The sequence below is a fragment of the Aquabacter sp. DMC10 genome (assembly GCF_056314145.1).
The window spans coordinates 982,677-1,001,297 of the sequence record NZ_JBQUYX010000001.1; the positions used below are offsets into that span (position 1 = coordinate 982,677).

At 70.2% G+C, this 18,621-nt stretch carries 17 protein-coding genes; 8 read left to right on the forward strand and 9 right to left on the reverse strand.

Annotation, left to right across the window (positions count from 1 at the left end):
* Positions 1 to 4: 4 nt before the first annotated feature.
* From ACT54L_RS04505 to ACT54L_RS04515, 3 genes are all read right to left on the reverse strand, one after another.
* A complete protein-coding gene (locus ACT54L_RS04505) occupies positions 5 to 316 on the reverse strand; it encodes an AzlD family protein (RefSeq protein WP_476084331.1) in 312 nt (103 codons plus the stop codon).
* Positions 309 to 1,013, reverse strand: coding sequence for an AzlC family ABC transporter permease (locus ACT54L_RS04510; protein ID WP_476084332.1), 705 nt, complete (start codon positions 1,011 to 1,013; stop codon positions 309 to 311). The genes ACT54L_RS04505 and ACT54L_RS04510 overlap by 8 nt, the downstream gene beginning before the upstream one ends.
* Positions 1,014 to 1,172: 159 nt before the next feature.
* Positions 1,173 to 2,171 (reverse strand): LysR family transcriptional regulator, encoded by a 999-nt coding sequence (locus tag ACT54L_RS04515; RefSeq protein WP_476084333.1) that lies wholly within the window; start codon positions 2,169 to 2,171, stop codon positions 1,173 to 1,175.
* Between the two features lie 109 nt (positions 2,172 to 2,280).
* Here ACT54L_RS04515 and ACT54L_RS04520 point away from each other — a divergent pair, with 109 nt between their 5' ends.
* The 5 genes from ACT54L_RS04520 to ACT54L_RS04540 all read left to right on the forward strand — a co-directional run bounded on the left by ACT54L_RS04520 (position 2,281) and on the right by ACT54L_RS04540 (position 8,092).
* Positions 2,281 to 3,774 carry an FAD-linked oxidase C-terminal domain-containing protein gene (locus ACT54L_RS04520; RefSeq protein ID WP_476084334.1) on the forward strand — a complete coding sequence of 498 codons (1,494 nt, stop codon included), beginning with the start codon at positions 2,281 to 2,283 and terminating at the stop codon, positions 3,772 to 3,774.
* A gap of 28 nt (positions 3,775 to 3,802) precedes the next feature.
* The gene (gene glcE / locus ACT54L_RS04525) at positions 3,803 to 5,023 is read left to right on the forward strand and encodes a glycolate oxidase subunit GlcE (protein WP_476084335.1); all 1,221 of its coding nucleotides are present in this window, start codon (positions 3,803 to 3,805) and stop codon (positions 5,021 to 5,023) included.
* Between the two features lie 78 nt (positions 5,024 to 5,101).
* Positions 5,102 to 6,418 (forward strand): glycolate oxidase subunit GlcF, encoded by a 1,317-nt coding sequence (gene glcF / locus ACT54L_RS04530; protein ID WP_476084336.1) that lies wholly within the window; start codon positions 5,102 to 5,104, stop codon positions 6,416 to 6,418.
* Between the two features lie 56 nt (positions 6,419 to 6,474).
* Entirely contained in the window at positions 6,475 to 7,113 is a 639-nt protein-coding gene (thiE, locus tag ACT54L_RS04535; protein ID WP_476084337.1) for a thiamine phosphate synthase, read from the forward strand.
* A gap of 199 nt (positions 7,114 to 7,312) precedes the next feature.
* A complete protein-coding gene (locus ACT54L_RS04540) occupies positions 7,313 to 8,092 on the forward strand; it encodes a DUF2076 domain-containing protein (RefSeq protein WP_476084338.1) in 780 nt (259 codons plus the stop codon).
* A gap of 115 nt (positions 8,093 to 8,207) precedes the next feature.
* Here the strand turns inward: ACT54L_RS04540 and pdeM are convergent, their stop codons facing one another.
* Entirely contained in the window at positions 8,208 to 8,909 is a 702-nt protein-coding gene (pdeM, locus tag ACT54L_RS04545; RefSeq protein WP_476084339.1) for a ligase-associated DNA damage response endonuclease PdeM, read from the reverse strand.
* Positions 8,910 to 8,979: 70 nt separating this feature from the next.
* Positions 8,980 to 10,071 (reverse strand): NADH:flavin oxidoreductase/NADH oxidase, encoded by a 1,092-nt coding sequence (locus tag ACT54L_RS04550; RefSeq protein ID WP_476084340.1) that lies wholly within the window; start codon positions 10,069 to 10,071, stop codon positions 8,980 to 8,982.
* 220 nt (positions 10,072 to 10,291) lie between these two features.
* Here ACT54L_RS04550 and ACT54L_RS04555 point away from each other — a divergent pair, with 220 nt between their 5' ends.
* From ACT54L_RS04555 to ACT54L_RS04565, 3 genes are read left to right on the forward strand one after another with little or no spacing between them, the layout of a single operon-like run.
* Entirely contained in the window at positions 10,292 to 12,376 is a 2,085-nt protein-coding gene (locus ACT54L_RS04555) for an FUSC family protein (RefSeq protein WP_476084341.1), read from the forward strand.
* Positions 12,376 to 12,588, forward strand: coding sequence for a DUF1656 domain-containing protein (locus tag ACT54L_RS04560; RefSeq protein ID WP_476084342.1), 213 nt, complete (start codon positions 12,376 to 12,378; stop codon positions 12,586 to 12,588). Before ACT54L_RS04555 ends, ACT54L_RS04560 begins: the two co-directional genes overlap by 1 nt.
* On the forward strand, positions 12,585 to 13,481 hold the full coding sequence (locus ACT54L_RS04565; protein WP_476084343.1) for an efflux RND transporter periplasmic adaptor subunit: 897 nt from the start codon (positions 12,585 to 12,587) through the stop codon (positions 13,479 to 13,481). Before ACT54L_RS04560 ends, ACT54L_RS04565 begins: the two co-directional genes overlap by 4 nt.
* A gap of 3 nt (positions 13,482 to 13,484) precedes the next feature.
* On the opposite strand, the gene ACT54L_RS04570 is transcribed toward ACT54L_RS04565, so the two are convergent.
* From ACT54L_RS04570 to ACT54L_RS04585, 4 genes are all read right to left on the reverse strand, one after another.
* Positions 13,485 to 14,417 carry a diguanylate cyclase gene (locus ACT54L_RS04570; protein WP_476084344.1) on the reverse strand — a complete coding sequence of 311 codons (933 nt, stop codon included), beginning with the start codon at positions 14,415 to 14,417 and terminating at the stop codon, positions 13,485 to 13,487.
* Positions 14,418 to 14,582: 165 nt separating this feature from the next.
* Entirely contained in the window at positions 14,583 to 17,138 is a 2,556-nt protein-coding gene (locus tag ACT54L_RS04575) for a ligase-associated DNA damage response DEXH box helicase (RefSeq protein ID WP_476084345.1), read from the reverse strand.
* 49 nt (positions 17,139 to 17,187) lie between these two features.
* Positions 17,188 to 18,177: an SRPBCC domain-containing protein gene (locus ACT54L_RS04580; protein WP_476084346.1), complete on the reverse strand. Its 990-nt coding sequence runs from the start codon at positions 18,175 to 18,177 to the stop codon at positions 17,188 to 17,190.
* Positions 18,174 to 18,566 (reverse strand): ArsR/SmtB family transcription factor, encoded by a 393-nt coding sequence (locus tag ACT54L_RS04585; protein WP_476084347.1) that lies wholly within the window; start codon positions 18,564 to 18,566, stop codon positions 18,174 to 18,176. Before ACT54L_RS04585 ends, ACT54L_RS04580 begins: the two co-directional genes overlap by 4 nt.
* Between the last annotated feature and the right edge of the window lie 55 nt (positions 18,567 to 18,621).

The window sequence follows — 18,621 nt, forward strand, 5'->3', positions numbered from 1 at the left end:
GCGGTCAGACGCCGATCCAGCGCAGGCCTGCCGCCACCGCCACCGCCGCCAGCACCGCCACGAAATCATTCTTGGTGAGCTTGGCGGCCACCAAGGCGGTGAGAAGGCCCGCGGCCATGGCCTTGTCGCCATGCACCGCGGTGGGCGCGACAATGGCCACCAGCACGGCGCCCGGCAGGCAATCCAGGATCTTGCGCACGCGCGGGGTGAGCGGCACCAGCCGCATCACCAGGAAGCCCATGGTGCGGTTGAAGATGGTGGTAATGGCCATCACCAGGATGGCGATGAGGGGCCCGGCCTCGAAACCGCTAGTCATCGGCAAACCCCCCGGCCATGGCGCCGGAGAGCGCGCCGATGACGATGAACCACCAGCCCGGCAGCACATAGGACACGGCGACCGACACCGCCGCCGCCACGCCCCAGCCCACGACTTCCCGCCGGCCGCGCCAATTGGGCACCAGCATGGCGATGAAGAAGGCCGGCACCACCAGGTCGAGCGCGACAGCCTTGGGGTCCGGCAGGCCGCCGCCGATGATCTGCCCGGCGGCGGTGGCGACGAGCCAGAGGATCCAGGTGATGACGCCCGAACCGATGAAATAGCCGGCGTCATTGCCCCCCTGCGCGTGATAGCGCATGGAGGCCGCCCAATTGTTGTCCGCCATCAGCAGGAGGGACGGGTAGGACTGCCAGGCCGGCAGCGCACCGAGCCAGGGCCGCATGGCGGCCGCCATCAGCAGATGGCGCATGTTCACCGTGAAGGTCAGGAGCCCGAGCGCCAGCAGGCCCGCCGGCGTCCAGGTCTGCGTCCAGCCCTCCAAGGCCACCATCTGGGCGAGGCCGGCAAACACCAGCGCGGAGGACAGGGACGCCTCGAACAGGGAGAAGCCCTTCTGCGCGGCGGCAGCGCCGAAGGCCATGCCGAAGACCGTGAGGCCCGGCAGCAAGGGCAACATCTCCCGCATCCCCTGGAGGAAGCCGGCGCGGGTGATCGTGACGGAACGGCTCTTGGACATGGCAGACGGGAGGCCGGCAAGGAGGGGGCCCGCCGCTTATGCAACAGGCGCCCACACCCACCAACCCGATTTGCGCATGACGTTGCGGACAGGTATGCGCCCCGACCCGGGCCCGGCTGGAGCTTGGCGGAAGCGCGGCGCAAGCGGGCGAAAAGCCCGTCACGCCGCCGGCACGCGCACTCGTCGCAAGATATCCTGGAGGCCGGCATCCCAGGGCGGCACGGAGCCATAGAGGGCGGCGAGGTGGTCGATGAACACCCGCACCTTGGCCGGCAGGAAGCGCCGGCTGGGATAGACGGCGAACACGCCGACGCGGCTCGAAGCGTGGAAATCCGGCAGCACCACCTTCAGCGCGCCGCTGCGCAATTCCGGCCCCACGTCCCAGGTGGAGCGCAGCGCGATGCCCACGCCCGCCAGCACCGCCTCGCGCACCACCTCGTTGGAATTGGTGCGCAGCGCGCTGGCGACCCGCTGGGTGACCGGCCCCTCCGGCCCTTCCAGGCGCCAGGGGTCCTGGCTGTGGGTGGCCAGCAGCACATGGCCGGCAAGGTCCGCGAAGCGCGCCGGCTCCCCCGCCTGCGCCAGATAGGAGGGGGCGGCGCACAGCACCCGGTGGACGGGGGCGAGGCGGCGCGCGACCAGGCTGGAATCATTGAGATCGGCGATGCGGATGGCAAGATCGAAGCCGTCGCCCACAATGTCCACGAAGGCATCCGACAATTCGAGATCCACGGACAGTTCCGGGTTCGCCGCCAGCAGCGGGCCGATGTGGGGGGCGATGTGCAGCCGGCCGAAGGAGGTGGGGGCGGACACCCGCAAGAGCCCGCGCGCCTCGGTGAGCCGGCGCGAAAGCTGGCCCTCCGCCTCCTCGATGGAGGCCAGGATCGCCACCACCTTGTCATAGAAGCCTTGCCCGGCCTCGGTAAGCGTGACCTTGCGGGTGGTGCGCTGGAACAGGCGCGTGCCGAGCCGCTCCTCCAGCCGCTGGATGCGCTTGGAGACCACCGGCGGGGAGAGGCCCAGTTCCCGTCCCGCCGCCGAGAGGCTGCCGGCGGTAACGATGCGGGCGAAGATTTCCAGGTCCCCCAGATTGCCCAGGAGCGGGCGCCCCTCGGCCACCGAGCGGCGGGGCGGGGTGCGGGGAGGGTCGGCGCGCATTCTTTCCATGACCCGCAGGATTTTGTCAGAAACGGAAATAATCAACGGGATTTTTCCGCTCTGGAACGATTATAGTCGGTTCCGAAGAGGAAACGGTCAAGGACGCGCCATGAGCCTCAGGCTTCCGGAAGCGGACGAAAAAACACTCGCCAACCGCGCCCAGATCATCGCTGATTTGCGGACCTTCGTCCCCGGAGAAGGGGTGATCTCGCACGAGCGGGAGATGCGCCCCTATGAGTCCGACGGCGTCACCGCCTACAAGCAACTGCCCCTCGTGGTGGTGCTGCCGGAGACCACCGAGCAGGTCCGCCAAGTCCTGAAATACTGCCACGACAATGGGATACGGGTGGTTCCCCGGGGTGGGGGAACCTCGCTTTCGGGCGGCGCGCTGCCGCTGGGCGATGCCGTCCTGCTCGCCATGGGCAAGTTCAACCGGATACTTGAGGTCGACTTGCCCAACCGCTGCGCCGTGGTCCAGCCGGGCGTGACGAACCTTGGAATTACCAAGGCTGTGGAGCATGAGGGCTTCTATTATGCTCCCGACCCGTCCTCGCAGATTGCCTGCACCATCGGCGGCAATGTGGGCGAGAATTCGGGCGGGGTGCACTGCCTGAAATATGGCCTGACCACCAATAATGTCCTTGGCGTTCAACTGGTTCTGATGACCGGCGAGGTGGTGCGCCTGGGCGGCAAGCACCTGGACGCCGGTGGGCTCGACCTGCTCAGCCTCGTCATTGGCTCGGAGGGACTGCTGGGGGTGGTGACCGAAGTCACGGTCCGCCTTCTGAAGAAGCCCGACGTGGCCCGCGCCGTGCTGGTCGGCTTCCCCACCTCCGAGGATGCGGGGGATTGCGTCGCCCGCATCATCGCCGCCGGCATCATTCCCGCCGGCATCGAGATGATGGACAGGGACGCCATCGCCGCCGCCGAGGCCTTTGTGAAGGTGGGCTATCCCCTTGATGTGGAAGCCCTTCTCATCATCGAGCTGGACGGGCCGGAGGCCGAGTGCGCGCACCTTCTGGAGGAGGTCACCGCCATCGCCTCAGCCTGCCGGGCCGCCACCTTGCGGGTGTCCAAGACCGAGGAGGAGCGGCTCGGCTTCTGGGCCGGCCGCAAGGCCGCCTTCCCGGCGGTGGGGCGGCTCTCGCCCGATTATCTGTGCATGGACGGCACCATTCCGCGCAAGCAATTGCCGCTGGTCCTCACCCGCATGCGGGAGATGTCGGCGAGCTACGGCCTGCGCGTGGCCAATGTCTTTCACGCGGGCGACGGCAATCTGCACCCCCTCATCCTGTATGACGCCAATAAACCGGGCGAGATGGACAAGGCGGAGGCCTTCGGCTCCGACATTTTGCGCCTGTGCGTGGAAGTGGGCGGGGTGCTCACCGGCGAGCACGGGGTGGGCGTGGAAAAGCGCGACCTCATGCCGGTCATGTTCGACGAGGTGGACCTGGCGCAGCAGCTGCGCCTGAAATGCGCCTTCGACGACCAGAATTTGCTCAATCCCGGCAAGGTCTTCCCCACGCTCCACCGCTGCGCCGAGCTCGGCCGCATGCATGTGAGCCAGGGTCAGGTGCCGTTCCCGGACATTCCGCGCTTCTGACCGGCGCGCCCTTTTTCCAGGTGTTTCCATGACCGAAGTGGTGCGCATTGCGGACGAGGCCACGCTGGCGGCGGCGGTGGCCGAGGCGGCCGCGCAGAAGACCGCGCTCGATGTGGTGGGCCATGGCTCCAAGCGGGGCCTGGGGCGGCCTGGCGCGGCCGCGCGGCGGCTCGATGTGTCCGGGCTTGCCGGCGTGACCCTTTATGAGCCGGAGGAACTGGTGCTCTCCGCCGCCGCGGGCACCGCGCTCGCGGAGATCAAGGCTTTGCTGGCGCAGAACAACCAGATGCTCGCCTTCGAGCCGCCGGACCTCGGACCCCTCCTGGGCGAGGCGCCGGAGACGGGCAGCATCGGCGGCGTGTTCGCCTGCAATCTCGCCGGCCCCCGCCGCCTCAGCCACGGCGCGGTGCGCGACCATGCGCTCGGCGCCCGCGCTGTGTCCGGGCGGGGGGAAATGTTCAAGAGCGGCGGGCGGGTGGTGAAGAATGTCACCGGCTATGACCTGCCCCGCTTCCTGTGCGGCTCCTTCGGCACGCTGGCCGTCCTCACCGAGGTGACGCTGAAGGTGCTGCCCCGGCCCTCCATGGAGGAGACCCTGCTCCTCATCCTGCCCGAGGACGGGAAGACGGCGGGCCTCATGAGCCGGGCGCTCAGCGCCGCCATGGGCTCTTCCTGCGAGGTCTCCGGCGCCGCCGCGCTGCCGGGGCCGATCATGAAGCGCCTCGCCATCAACGGCTTCGACCAGCCGGTTGCGGCCTTCCGGCTGGAGGGCTTCCCCCCCTCGGTGCGGGCGCGGCGGGGCATGCTGATCTCGGTGCTGGCGCCGTTTGGCGGCGTGGAAGTGCTGGAAGGAAACGATTCCGAGCGGTTCTGGGCGGGGGTGCGGGATGTGACGCCCTTCGCGGGCACCGGCACCCGCGCGGTGTGGCGCCTCTCCACCGCCCCCACCGATGGCCCGCTTCTGGCCGAAGCCCTCACCCGCAGGCTGGGCGCCGAAGCCTATTGCGACTGGGGCGGTGGCCTTGTCTGGGTGCTCATGCCGGGCGAAGAAGCGCAGGCGGAGGCGGTGCGCGCGGCGCTTGCCCGCCATGGCGGCCACGCCACCCTCATCCGTGCCAGCGAGGCAGAGCGGGCGGGCGCCGTGTTCCAGCCGCTGGAGGGCGCCCACGCCGCCTTGAGCCGCCGGGTGAAGGAGAGCTTCGATCCCGCCGGCATCCTCAATCCCGGCCGCATGTATGCGGGGGTGTGAGCGCGCCATGGCCTCTCCTTTTCCCCGCCCTCTCGCCTGCCCTCTCCCCTGCCCCTTCGCCGCAGGAGCGATCCGCGCATGAAGACCGAATTCTCCCTGGCCCAATTGGCCGATCCCCGCATCGCGGAAGCGGACAAGATCCTGCGCACCTGCGTCCATTGCGGCTTCTGCACCGCCACTTGCCCCACCTTCGCCCTTCTGGGGGACGAGTTGGATTCGCCGCGCGGGCGCATCTATCTCATCAAGGACATGCTGGAGCATGAGCGGCCCGCCACGCCAGAGGTGGTCAAGCATGTGGACCGCTGCCTCTCTTGCCTGTCCTGCATGACCACTTGCCCCTCCGGCGTGCACTACATGCACCTGGTGGACCATGCCCGGGACCATATCGAGCAGACCTATCGCCGCCCCTTCTTCGACCGGCTGAACCGGGCGGTGCTGGCGGCCATCCTGCCTTATCGCCAACGCTTCCGGCTGGCCCTGCTGGCCGGCGTGGTGGCCAAGCCCCTGGCGCCGCTGTTCGCCGCCATCCCGCCCTTGAAGCCCGTCGCCGCCATGCTGCGCCTCGCCCAGTCGCCCCATGGCCGCAGCGCCTCCGAGGAGCCGGGCACCCATCCGGCCCAGGGCGCGCGGACGGGACGTGTCGCGCTGCTGGCCGGCTGCGCCCAGCCGGCGCTCCGCCCGGAGATCGACGAGGCGGCCATCCGCCTCCTGACCCGCAACGGCGTGGAAGTGGTGCGCGTGAAGGGCGAGGGCTGCTGCGGCTCGCTGGTGCACCATCTGGGCCGCGAGGAGCAGGCCAGCGCCCTGGCCAAGGCCAATATCGACGCCTGGATCGCGGAGATGGACGGCCCCGGCCTCGACGCCATCGTGGTGACGGTGTCGGGCTGCGGCACCTCCATCAAGGATTACGGCCACGTCTTCCGCCTCGACCCCGCTTATGCGGAGAAGGCAGCGCGGGTCTCGGCCATTGCCATGGACATCACCGAATATGTGGCGGGCCTCGGCCTGCCCGCCGCGCCCGCGCCCATGGGCCTGAAGGTGGCCTATCACGCCGCCTGCTCGCTCCAGCACGGGCAGAAGATCAAGGGGCCGCCGGTGGCGCTCCTGAAGGCGGCGGGATTTACCGTGGTGGAGCCGTTCGAGAGCCATCTGTGCTGCGGCTCGGCGGGCACCTACAACATGCTGCAATCGGATCTGGCCGGCCGGCTGCGGGACCGCAAGGTGGGCCATCTGGAGCGCCTCGCGCCCGACCTCATCGCCGCCGGCAATATCGGCTGCATGACGCAGATCGGATCGGGGACCCAGGTGCCGGTGGTCCATACGGTCGAACTTCTGGACTGGGCCCATGGCGGCCCCCGCCCCGCCGCCCTCGCCCATGTGCCGGCGGCCGCCTGACACGCGCCCCGCCCTGTCGCCCGCCCCGTCGCCCCTGCCTCCTACGGATGTCACCCATGGCCCGCCCCTTCGACCTCTCCCTCTATCTCGTCACCGATCCCAAGCTCACGGCGCGACGCGGGCTGGTGGAGACGGTTGCCCAGGCGGTGGCGGGCGGGGTGACGCTGGTCCAGCTGCGCGATCCCGACGCCAAGGGCCGCGCCCTGGTGGAGGCGGCGCGAGCGCTTCTGGCGCTGCTGCGGCCGCTGGGCATTCCCCTCATCATCAACGACCGGGTGGACGTGGCCCTGGCGGCGGATGCGGACGGGGTGCATCTGGGCCAGGACGACCTGGAGCCCGGCCCCGCCCGCGCCCAATTGGGGCCGGACCGGATTCTCGGCCTTTCCGTGGGCACGCCGGAGGAATTGGCCGCCTCCGACCTTGCAAGCGTGGATTATGTGGGCGTCGGCCCGGTCCGGGCCACCGGCACCAAGGCGGATGCGGGCGGCGCCATCGGCATCGAAGGCCTCGCCCACATGAGGGCGCGCATCGCCTTGCCCCTGGTGGGCATTGGCGGGCTGGATGCCAGCCTCGCCGCGGACGTGATCCGCGCCGGCGCGGACGGCGTGGCCGTGGTCTCGGCCCTCTGCGCCGCGCCGGACATCACCGCCGCCGCCGTCCGCCTCAAGGCGGAGGTGGACGGCGCCCGTCGCTGACGCTCTGCTCACCTGACGTAACGTTAAGAAAATTTCATGTGGCCCGCCCTTCCGCTGCCTCATGGGCGTTCTCATATGCAGACCGGCGCCAGAGCCCCCTTCGCCGAACGGCGGGAGCCTGCACGCCACGGAACGTCGACCGGCGGATGACCCGTCGGTCCTATCGGCGAGCCGGTGTGGTGACCAACCGGAGGCAAGGATGACCCCCGAAGAACGCGCCCTCATCGACGGCCTGTTTGACCGCATGCGCGAGGTGTCCAACCAGCCGCGCGACGCGGAGGCCGAGGCCCTGATCGCGCGCTATGTGTCCCAGATGCCCTATGCGCCCTATGCCCTGGCGCAGACCGTGCTCGTGCAGGAGCACGCGCTGAAGCAGGCGAGCGCACGGATCGAGGAATTGGAGGCGCAGGCGCGCCAGCCCCAGCCCGCGCAGAGCTCCAGCAGCTTCCTGGGCGGCCTGCTCGGCGGGCGCGGCACGTCGGTTCCCACCGCCGGGGGCCGCGCGTCCTCGGTGACGGGCGGGATGGGCGGCAGCGCCATGACCTTGCCGCCGCAGACCCAGCCTTATGCCCAGCCCGGGGCTTTCGCCCAGCAGCCCAGCGGTCCCTGGGGCGGCCAGCCCGCCCAGCCCGCGCGCGGCTTCGGCGGTGGCTTCGGCGGCGGCGGCTTCCTCCAGGGCGCCATGGCCACGGCGGCGGGTGTCGCCGGTGGCATGCTGCTGGCGGACGGCATTCGCAACCTGATGTCCGGCGGCACCGGCCCCATTGCCGAGCATGCGGCAGCGCTTGAATCGGCCACGCCGGCCTCGGCCGAGGACCTGGGCAACCAGGCGCAGGACGCCCTCGGCGGCGCGCCGGCGGCCGACCCCTGGGCACCCGAGCCACAGAATGCCAGCTTCGATATCGGCGGCGACGGCTGGGACGGCGATGCTGGCTGGGACCCCGGCGGCGGCGACGACGGCGGCGGCGACTGGACCTGAATTGGCGGCTGGAGCGCGCTGCGCTTCAGCCGCCCCTTATGTTCCTCCCCCGGAACCCCTGGCGGGCGCAGCCTTCGGGCTTGCGCCCCTTTTTTTGCCGGCGGGCAGGCGCGCTTCAGTCGGCGAGGCAGGCAGTGCCGGCGATGCGATAGGTGCGCTCGGCCCCCAGCAGATGGGCCTCGAACGCGGCACCGAACAGGCCGTGGAAGGCGCGATCCCGCACATTGAGCCCGCCCGTATAGGCACCGAGCGCCGGCAGGATCATGCGCGTGCCGTCGCCGGCAAAACAGCGGCGGCGCAGGGAGCGGCCGCGCACCACCAGGCGCGCCACCGGATGGAGATGGCCCGCCACCTCCCCCGCATGCCCCGACCGCGTCGGCTCGTGCCGGAACGTGAGGGGGCCGAGGCGCCAGTCGCGCGCCCAGTCCCCGGCAAGGTCCTGCGCCGGCTCGGGATCATGATTGCCGGCGATCCAGAGGAAGGTCCGGCCGGCCTGGAGGGCGCGCAGACGGGCGCGGGCGTGGGCATCCAGGCGCTCGCTTGCCCAGCGGTCATGCAGGCTGTCGCCCAGGGAGACGAGGATGCGGGGGCGCCAGCGCTCCACCACGCGCTCCAGATGGGACAAGGTTTCCGCCGTGTCGTAGGGCGGCAGCATCTGGCCGCGCCGGGCGAAGGCCGAGCCCTTTTCCAGGTGAAGGTCCGCCACCGCCAGCAGGCGTTCCTGCGGCCAATAGAGCGCGCCCGCCGGGTCGAGCACGACTTCGGCGCCGTTCAGGTCCACGGCGGAGAGCGGAACAGAATCAGAACGCGCGAGCATGAGCCCATATGACCCATCCCGCCCGTGCCATCAAGCGCCCGGCCGGAGAGGGCTCCGGCCGGGCAGGTCCTCACTTGAAGAGCTGGCGCAGGCCCGAGGGCTGGCAGCGCAGATATTGGGGGGCCGCATGGACGGACGCGCCCAGCGCGGCCGCCGCATGCCAGGGCCAGCGGGGATCATAGAGCGCGCCGCGGGCGATGCCGATGGCGTCCGCCTTGCCCGCCACCAGAAGCTCCTCGGCAAAGGCCGGCTCCGTGATGAGGCCGACGGCGATGGTGGGCACGCCCGTCTCCGCCTTGATGCGCTCGGCGAACGGCACCTGATAGCCGGCGGAGAGCGGGATCTTCTGGTCGATATGCAGGCCGCCGCTGGACACATGGATGGCATCGAGGCCCCGCGCCTTCAGGGCGTTCACGAATGCCACCGACTGCTCCACGTCCCAGCCGCCCTCGACCCAGTCGGAGGCGGAGATGCGCACCACCACCGGCTTGTCATCTGGGAAGGCCGCACGCACCACGTCGAACACTTCCAGCGGGAAGCGCATGCGGTTTTCCAGGCTGCCGCCATAATCGTCGGTGCGCTGGTTGGAGAGCGGGGAGAGGAACTGGTGCAGCAGGTAGCCGTGGGCGGCATGCACCTCCACCATGTCGAAGCCCGCCCGCGCGGCCCGCGCGGCGGCGGCGCCGAAGGCGGCACGCACCCGATCGAGGCCGGAGGCGTCCAGCGCCAGAGGGGCGCGGTCCTTGGGGTTGAAGGGCACGCCCGAGGCCGAGACCGTGGTCCAGCCGCCATCTTCCACCGCGAGCTGCGAACCGCCCTTCCACGGCACCGCCGTAGAGGCCTTGCGGCCGGCGTGGGCCAGTTGCACGCCGAGCGGCGTGGGCGACCAGGCCCGCACGCGGGAGATCACGTCGGCGAGCACGCCTTCGGTCTCCTCGTCCCAGATGCCGAGATCGCCGGGCGAGATGCGGCCGGCCGGCTCAACGGCGGTGGCTTCCAGGATCAGCAGGCCGGCGCCGGACAGAGAGAGATTGCCCAGATGGATGAGGTGCCAGTCGCTCGCCCGCCCGTCGGTGGCGGAATACTGGCACATGGGGGCGATGATGATGCGGTTGTCGAGGGTCAGCGAACGCAGCGCAAGCGGCGTGAAGAGTGCGGACATGGTTTCATCCGGTGAAGGGATAATATGGCTCCCTTCATATCTCAGACGCCACGCGACGGCGAGCGGCCGGCGGCGAAAGACAAGGTAACGTTTCCGCCAGGGATACCGCCGCAAGCGGCTGAAGGCGTGGATCATTTTCCCCTTCCGTCGGTTTGGGCGTGACATCCCGCGTCGACTTCGCACAGATTGCGCCCGTCGCCCTCTCCAAGCGGAAGCCCGCGTGCCGACGAGCAGCCAGACCCTGCGCCTGCCCCCGACCGGGTTCAGCTTCAGCCGGCTCGCGCCCCTCCCGGCCTCCGTGCTGTTTGCGGTGCGCACCTCGCTCACCGCGCTGCTGGCCTTGCACATCGCTTTCGCCGCCGGGCTGGAGCGCCCCGCCTGGGCCATGGTGACGGTCTTCATCCTCTCCCAGCCCATAGCGGGCGGGGTGATCGCCAAGAGTCTGTACCGGGCCTGCGGCACCCTGGTGGGCGCCCTCTTCACGGTGCTGATGGTGCCGGCGCTGGTGGACACGCCGGCCTTGCTCATCCTGGCCTTCTCGCTCTGGATGGGCCTGTGCCTCTATCTGGCGGTGCGCGACCGCTCGCCCCGCGCCTATGCCTTCACGCTGGCCGGCTACACCTCGGCCATCATTGGCTTCGGCGATCTCGATGCGCCCTATGAGGTGTTCTACACGGCCCTGTCGCGCATCGAGGAGATCGGCGTCGGGCTGATCTGCGCCACCCTTGCCTCGGCGCTTCTGCTGCCGCAGACCGCCGAGGCCGCCGCCTTGGCCCGCCTCGGCGCCTGGCTGCGCACGGCGGACGCACATCTGGCCCGCCTGCTCGCGCAGCAGGGCGACCGCCAGGATCTGGACCGGAAGGCCATCGCCCGCGACGAGCGAAAGCTGGCGGCCGAGATCGCGGCCCTCCATGGCCTCATGATCTTCGTGTCCTACGAGCCGTCCGCCCCTCGGGCGGTGCGCGAGAGCCTGCGGCAGGTCTTCGACCGCATGCTGATCCTGCTGGAAGCCATGGCCGAGGTGCGGGACCGTCTGGTTTCGCTGCGGGCGGACGGTGGCCTCGACCCCACCCTGTCCGAGCTGGCGGCGCGCATGGCCGAGGGGCTCCAGGGCCTGCCCACCTGCCCTGCCGCCGGAGGGCCGGAGTTGGAGCGGCAGTTGGACACCTATGCGCCCGCCGCCACCGACCCGAACGGCGTCATCGCCCTCAACCTGGCGGCCCGGCTGCGGGAGATCCTGGACCTGAGGGCGGATTTTTCCACCTTGTGGCAGGCGCTCGCCGACCAGAAGGGTGTGGCGGAGGCGGAGCTGCGCGTGAGAGCGCCCCGCAGCAACCGGGCGCTGCCCGCCATCGATTTCTCCTATGCCCTGCGCACCGCCGCCGCGCTGGTGCTCGGGCTCTGGCTCATCGGCGCGTTCTGGATCTTCTCCGCCTGGCCGGCGGGGGCGCAGGCCATGACCATGGTGTCCATCATCACCTGCGTCACCGCCGCCCAGCAGGACCAGGTGCAGGCCACCCTCGGCTTCGTGCGGGACACGCTGATCGCCATGGCCGGCGTCTTCGTCTACCAGTTCGCGCTGATCCCGCTGGCGAGCGACTTTTTTCAGCTCTCGCTCCTCGTCCTTCCCGCCTTGCTGACCATCGGCATGATGGTCGCAACGCCGGAATGGAACGCCCAGGGCGTGCGCGTCGCCATCACCTTCACCGCCCTGCTGGGCCTGGAGAACATCTTCTCCACGGACCTTGCGGCCTTCCTCAACAACAACCTCGCCGTGGTCATTGGCATGGCCGTGGTGGCGGCCATGTCCAGCCTGCTGCGCCCGCGCGCGCCCGGAGAAGCGGCCGCGCGCCTGCTGCGGGCGGGCTGGCGCGACATCGCCGCCATGGCCATCGCGCCGGATGGGCCGGCCCGCGAGGGCCTCATGCGGCGGATGGTGGACCGGCTCGGCCTGATGGCGCCGGTGAAGGACCCCCACCGCACCGATGCGGCGGAAGCCGCCTTCGCCGCCGCCTTCGCCGCCCGTGCGGTGCTGGACCTGGCCGGCCTCGCGCCGCGCCTGGAGGGCACCGACCGGAGCCGGATCGAGGGGCTGCTCAAGGATGTGGGGGCCTATTACCGGCAGCTGGCAGCCAGGGGCGAGGCGTCCGAGACGGCCCTTCTGTGCGCCCTGGACGGCCTGCGCCCCACCTTCCTGCCGGCGCCGGGCAGCGCGGAGCGGGAGGCTGTGGTGGCGCTGGTGACCTTGCGCGCGGGCCTGAAGCTGGGGGCGGAAACCTTGCGCGCGGCCCGGGGAGACGCCTGATGGGCACGCTCGACATTCTCGGGATCTACATCCCCACCCTGCTCGCGGAGGCGCTCGCCGCGTTGGTGGCGACGCTCATCCTGACGCGGCTCCTGGCGCGGCTGGGCTTTTATCGCCTCGCCTGGCACCCCGCGCTGGTCAATCTTTCGCTGTTCGTGATCGTGCTGGCGGCGATCGCCCTTTCCGGTGGCTTCAGGGGGTGGATGCCATGACGTCCCAGTCTCAGTCGGCCCAGTCAAAGACCTCGGTGTTCGCGCATCTGGGGCGCGTGCTGCTGACCCTGGTGATCGTCGCGGTCGCGGGCGGGCTGGGGCTTGCCCTGTGGCGCTATTACATGGACGCCCCCTGGACGCGGGACGGCCTCGTCCATGCGGACGTGGTGACGCTCGCCCCCGACGTGTCGGGCCTCGTCACCGAGGTGCTGGTGCGCGAGAACCAGGCGGTGAAGACGGGCGACGTCCTGTTCCACATCGACCCCGCCCGCTTCGAGATCGCGCTGCGCCTGGCGCAGGCGCAAGTGGAGAGCCGGCAGGCGGCGAGCGAAGAGGCCGCCTCCATCCTCGCCCGCTTCGTGGGCGCCGGCGAGCTGGCGGTCACGCAGGAGGCGGTCGCCAACCAGCGCTATGCCGCCGCCATCGCCAAGGCCGCCTATGACCAGGCCGTGGCCGATCGGGACCTGGCCAAGCTCAATCTCGACCGCACCAAGGTGCGCGCCTCGGTGAACGGTGTGGTCACCAATTTCGACCTGAAGCCGGGGGATTACGTGGCCGCCGGCCACGGCGTGTTCCCGCTGGTGGACACGGACAGCCTGGCCGTGGACGGCTTTTTCGAGGAGACCAAGCTCTCCCGCATCAAGGTGGGCGACAAGGCACGGGTGACGCTCATGGGCGGCGGCACCTATGCCGGCACCGTGGAGGGCATCGCCGCCGCCATCTCCGGCAATATTTCCCAGGACGGGCGCCTGCTTCAGAACGTCAACCCGGTGTTCAACTGGGTCCGCCTCGCCCGCCGCATCCCCGTGCGCATCACGCTGGATCCGCCGGTGGACCGCAGCCAGCTCATTGCCGGCCGCTCCGCCACGGTGGAGATCCTCGGCGAGAAATGACCTCTACCCGACCTGCGTCAGCAGCACCGGGTCGTCGTCCCGGAACACCCGGCCGCGCCCGTGCAGCTTGGCGGCGTAGAGGGCACGGTCGGCGCGGGCATAAAGGGAGATGACCGTGTCGTCGGGGGCCGCCGCCGTGATGCCGGCGGAAAAGGCGTAGGAAAAGTCCGGCCGGTCCGGCAAGGGGCGGGAGTGGCGCACGGTTGCCAGGATGCGCTCGGCCACCAGCGCGGCTTCCTGCGGCCCGGTGCCGGGCAGGACGAGGACGAATTCCTCGCCGCCCACCCGGCCGAAACTGTCGCTCCGCCGCAGCAAGGGCAGAACGCGCACGGCAAAGTCCTTGAGCACCGTGTCCCCCGCCATGTGGCCGAAGCGGTCGTTGACCACCTTGAAATGGTCGAGGTCCATCACGCAGATGCAGCCCCCTGAATGGCCGGCGGCAGCGGAGGCCTGGATCAGGTCCTCCATGCGCGCGGTGACGAAACGCCGGTTGGCGATGCCGGTCAGCGTGTCCGTCTGGGCGGCGCGGATGGCAAAGTCGCGATCCTGGCGCACGGCGCGCTCGTCCGCCCGCAGCGCGGTGATGTCGCTGGCGATGCACAGCATCCAGCCGTCCGCCTCCACGGTTTCGGTCATCCAGAGCCACCGGCCGTCATGAAGGTCCGTCTCGAAGGCGCGGAAGGCCGTCTTGCCCCGCCGGGCCTGGGTGGAGACGAGCCAGGCGTCGAAATCATCGGTTCGGATCACGGTGCCGCGCCGCCCCTCATGGTTGCGGCGCATGATCTCGGCCCAGGTGGGCTCTTCGGCGGGGGTCAGGAAGAAGGCGGCGCGGAACGCCCGGTTGGCATAGCGCAGCCGGTCATGACCGTCATAGGCGGCCATGAGGACGGGGGCTTCCTCATGGAGGGCGGCAAGCCGCTGCCCGACATGATCCATACGGCCTGCTCTCCAGGCGATCGGGTCTGCGCTAATGCGCCACCCTCCCTCTCCAGCGCGCACCCCCGCAGGCCGCGCCGGACCGCACCAGACTAGGGCATCAGCCGCGCGCGCGGAAGCCGGGCCACGCAAGATTGAGAAACCGGCCAGGCGGGCCGCGCCGGCCTATTCCATGGCCTCGCGCACCAGTTCCTCCTCCGCCTCCGCCAGGAGGGCCTCGTTGGTCTCGGCGGTGCCCACATTCTCCCGCCCGATCTCCAGCAGAACGGGCACCGAGAGGGGCGAGACGCGCTCCAGCGGCTGGTGCACGATCCGCCCCCGGATGCGCGTCAGCAGGTCGGAGAGCCGGCGCACGTCCAGCAGGCCGGTGGCGGCGTCCGCGCGGGCGGCGCGCAGCAGCAGATGGTCCGGCTGGTGGCGGCGCAGCACGTCATAGATGAGGTCGGTGGAGACGGTGACCTGCCGCGAGGTCTTCTCCTTGCCGGGAAAGCGGCGCTCGATCAGCCCGGCCACCACGGCGCAATAGCGGAAGGTGCGCTTCATCAGCGCGCTTTCCGCCAGCCACGCCTCCAGATCGTCGCCCAGCATGTCCGCATCGAACAAGGCCTCCAGCGACAGCCGCCCGCCCGAGACCGCCGCCCCCATGTCGCCGGCGGCGAAGACGGCGATGGCATAGTCATTGGCGACGAAGCCCAGGGGCTTCAGCCGCGCCCGCTCCAGCCGGCGGGTGAGCAGCATCCCCAAGGTCTGGTGGGCAAGACGCCCCTCGAAGGGATAGGCCACCAGATAATGCCGTCCCGCGCGGGCGAAGGTTTCCACCAGGAGGTCGGAGCGCCCCGGCAAGCGGGAGCGGGCCTGCTGCAATTCCAGCCAGTGCCGCACCTGCCCCGGCAGATGCGCCCAGCGGGCGGGGTCGGCGAGCAGCGCCCGCACGCCCGCCGCCAGGAAGGTGGAGAGGGGAAACTTGCCGCCCTCATAGGAGGGCACCTTGGGCTCGGTGGCGGTGGAGCGGGAGACATAGATCTCGTCCTCCACCATGGCCTCGTAACGCAGGATTTCGCCGGCAAAGACGAAGGTGTCGCCGGGCACCATGGTCTCGACGAAATATTCCTCCACCTCGCCGAGCACCCGCCCGCCGAAGCGCACCCGCCCCGCCGGCCCGCTTTTGGCCCCGCCGCGGGAGGTGACGAGGCGCACCTTAATCATGGTGGCTTCCACGATGGTGCCCACATTCAGCCGATAGGCCTGGGCGATGGCGGGATTGGCCACCCGCCACAGCCCGTCCTTGGTGCGGCGGATCTTGGCGTAGCGCTCATAGGCGCGCAGCGCGTAGCCGCCGGTGGCGACGAAATCCACCACCGCGTCGAAATCCTCCCGGCTCAAGTCCCGATAGGGCGCGGCCGAACACACCTCCGCATGGAGGGCGTCCGCCGAAAAGGGATCGGCGCAGGCCATGCCCAGCACGTGCTGGGCGAGCACGTCGAGGGCGCCGGTGCGCTCGGGCGGGGTGTCCTGCGCCCCCGCCCGCACCGCCTCCAGGGCCGCCCGGCATTCCAGCACCTCGAAGCGGTTGGCGGGCACCAGGACCGCGTGGGAACTCTCATCCAGGCGATGATTGGCCCGGCCGATGCGCTGCATGAGGCGCGAGGACCCCTTTGGGGCGCCCACATTGATGACCTGGTCCACATCGCCCCAGTCGATGCCGAGATCGAGCGAGGAGGTGCACACCACCGCCTTCAGCCGCCCCGCCGCCATGGCCGCTTCCACCTTGCGGCGCTGCTCCACGTCCAGCGAGCCGTGATGGAGGGCGATGGGGAGGTTGTCGTCATTGATGCCCCAGAGTTCCTGGAACAGGAATTCCGCCTGCCAGCGCGTATTGACGAAAACGAGGCTCATGCGCCGCGCCTTGATGAGGGCATAGACCTCGGGGAGCGCATGAAGCGCCGTATGGGTGGCCCAGGGCATGGCCACCTGCGTCTCCAGCATGGACAAATCGGGCGCCGCGCCCCCCTCCGCCACCACCAGGTCCGCCAGCGGGCCGGTGCCGTCCTGCGCCACCAGATAGCGGCGCAAATCATCGGGCTCGGCGACGGTGGCGGAGAGGCCGACGCATTGCAGGCCCGGCGCCAGGGTGCGCAGCCGCGCCAGGGCCAGCGCCAGCAGGTCGCCGCGCTTGGAGGTGACGAGGGCGTGCAATTCGTCGAGCACCACCCGCTTCAGCCCCGAGAACAGATGTGCCCCGTCCTTGGAGGCGAGCAGCAGCGAGAGCTGCTCGGGCGTGGTGAGGAGAATGTCCGGCGGATCGCGCCGCTGGCGCTGACGGCGGGAGGACGGCGTGTCGCCGGTGCGCGTCTCCACCCGGATGGGCAGGCCCATCTCGCTGATGGGGGTTTCGAGATTCCGGGCGATGTCCACCGCCAGCGCCTTCAACGGCGAGATATAGAGCGTGTGGAGCGGCGAGAGCTTGTCCGGCGGCGCGCGGTCCGCCGCTTCCGCCTTGCGCTTGACGTTTCGGCGGGCGCTCAATTCAACGAGGCTCGGCAGGAAGCCTGCCAGCGTCTTGCCGGCGCCGGTGGGGGCGATGAGCAGAGTGGAGCGGCCGAGCCGGGCGCGCTCCAGGAGCGCCAATTGGTGGGCGCGCGCCTGCCAGCCGCGCGCGGCGAACCAGTGTTGGAAAGCCTCCGGGAGGGCCTCGGCGATAAGGGCGGTGCGATCGGACACCGCCCTTTATACCATGGCCCGGCGGGTTTTGAGGGGGCGGGCGAGGGCCTCAATCGGCCGCATCCGGCGCCACGCGACCGGCATAGACACCTTCCATGTCCTCGAACAGCGGCCAGAAATCCACAGTGCGCCGCTCCGCCAGCACATCGGTGAGAACCGCGAGATGGGTGTGCCAGCCAGACGACACCATGACGGTCTCGCGCGCATCGGGCAGCCGCTCATGGATGACGGTGAGCTTCGTTCCCGCCCCCGCGGCTTCCAGCTCGAAGGTCACGCGGGAATTGGGCTCCCGCCGCCCGCCCCAGGAAAAGGCGAGCCGGCGGGGCGGGTCCATCTCCAGCAGGACGTGGGAGGAGGAGAGCGCGCCATCGAACGCCTTCAGGCGATCCTGGCGGGGCGGCGTGCCCCGCGTCAGCGTGCCGTTGGCGTAATGCAGATGGAAGGGCGCCCCCGGTTCCGTGGGCATGTCCCCGGCCGCAAGCCACAAAGCGCGCTTGTCGGACTGCGTCAGAAACGCCCAGACTCGGTCGGGCGGGGCGGGCAGGAGGCGCTCGAACCGCACGGCGCGAGGGCCCGCGAAATGCCCGGGCTCCCGCTCCAGGCCGTGGCCGAGGCCCTCCAGCATGCGCGTCCAGCCGCCTTCGGTGCGCTCCACATAGGCCTCGAATCCGGCGCCGAGGGCGTGGGTCACGCACACCAGCGTGCCGCCCTTGTGGGGCACGAAGTCGAGGCTCACCTGGCTGATGCCGCCGGACCCCTCCACCTCCCAGGTAAAGACGAGCTGGCGCGGTCGGTCGATGACCTCATAGGTGCCGGAATGAGCGACCACGCCACTTTGACGGCGCTGGTCGAAATGGAACCGACCGCCCGGCCGGGCGTCCACCTCCACGCGTGTCATGGGACCCAGGCCCGGGGCGAACCACAGCGGAACGAGCGCGGGATCGAGGAAGGCATCGAACACGCGCTCCAGCGGGGCGAGGATCAGGCGCTCCACGCGGGCGCAGACGTCGTCGGCGTCGATCGGGGTGGCAAGGCTCATGGCGTTTCTCCCTTGTGATGGGTGTTCGATGGGTCGGGCGGTGCTCCCTCCACTGCCCCCTCCCCCGCCGCCTCGGCGCGCAGCGCGGCGTCGAGGGCCTCCAGGCTCTGGTCCCAGAAGTGCTGGTAGAAGCGCAGCCAGGCGCCGATCTCCGCCAGCGGCGCCGGATCGAGCCGGCACAAATGGGTGCGGCCGGAAATCCGCCGCCGCACGAGGCCAGCCCCCTCCAGCACCTTCACATGCTTGGACGCCGCCGCCAGCGACATCTGCAACGGGGCGGCCAGGGCGCCGACGCTGTGCTCCCCGGCCGAGAGCCGGTGGAGCATGTCCCGCCGGGTGGGGTCGGAGAGGGCGTGGAAGACGCGATCGAGGGCTTGATATTCAACCATGTGGTTAAATTATCCGAACGCGAGCGACAGTCAACCATTTGGTTGAATATTTCCC

Coding starts and splice junctions, on each gene's coding strand:
- ACT54L_RS04505 (WP_476084331.1), bottom strand. CDS start 316: ATGACTAGCGGTTTCGAGGCCGGGCCCCTCATCGCCATCCTGGTGATG.
- ACT54L_RS04510 (WP_476084332.1), bottom strand. CDS start 1,013: ATGTCCAAGAGCCGTTCCGTCACGATCACCCGCGCCGGCTTCCTCCAG.
- ACT54L_RS04515 (WP_476084333.1), bottom strand. CDS start 2,171: ATGCGCGCCGACCCTCCCCGCACCCCGCCCCGCCGCTCGGTGGCCGAG.
- ACT54L_RS04520 (WP_476084334.1), top strand. CDS start 2,281: ATGAGCCTCAGGCTTCCGGAAGCGGACGAAAAAACACTCGCCAACCGC.
- glcE (WP_476084335.1), top strand. CDS start 3,803: ATGACCGAAGTGGTGCGCATTGCGGACGAGGCCACGCTGGCGGCGGCG.
- glcF (WP_476084336.1), top strand. CDS start 5,102: ATGAAGACCGAATTCTCCCTGGCCCAATTGGCCGATCCCCGCATCGCG.
- thiE (WP_476084337.1), top strand. CDS start 6,475: ATGGCCCGCCCCTTCGACCTCTCCCTCTATCTCGTCACCGATCCCAAG.
- ACT54L_RS04540 (WP_476084338.1), top strand. CDS start 7,313: ATGACCCCCGAAGAACGCGCCCTCATCGACGGCCTGTTTGACCGCATG.
- pdeM (WP_476084339.1), bottom strand. CDS start 8,909: ATGCTCGCGCGTTCTGATTCTGTTCCGCTCTCCGCCGTGGACCTGAAC.
- ACT54L_RS04550 (WP_476084340.1), bottom strand. CDS start 10,071: ATGTCCGCACTCTTCACGCCGCTTGCGCTGCGTTCGCTGACCCTCGAC.
- ACT54L_RS04560 (WP_476084342.1), top strand. CDS start 12,376: ATGGGCACGCTCGACATTCTCGGGATCTACATCCCCACCCTGCTCGCG.
- ACT54L_RS04565 (WP_476084343.1), top strand. CDS start 12,585: ATGACGTCCCAGTCTCAGTCGGCCCAGTCAAAGACCTCGGTGTTCGCG.
- ACT54L_RS04570 (WP_476084344.1), bottom strand. CDS start 14,417: ATGGATCATGTCGGGCAGCGGCTTGCCGCCCTCCATGAGGAAGCCCCC.
- ACT54L_RS04580 (WP_476084346.1), bottom strand. CDS start 18,177: ATGAGCCTTGCCACCCCGATCGACGCCGACGACGTCTGCGCCCGCGTG.
- ACT54L_RS04585 (WP_476084347.1), bottom strand. CDS start 18,566: ATGGTTGAATATCAAGCCCTCGATCGCGTCTTCCACGCCCTCTCCGAC.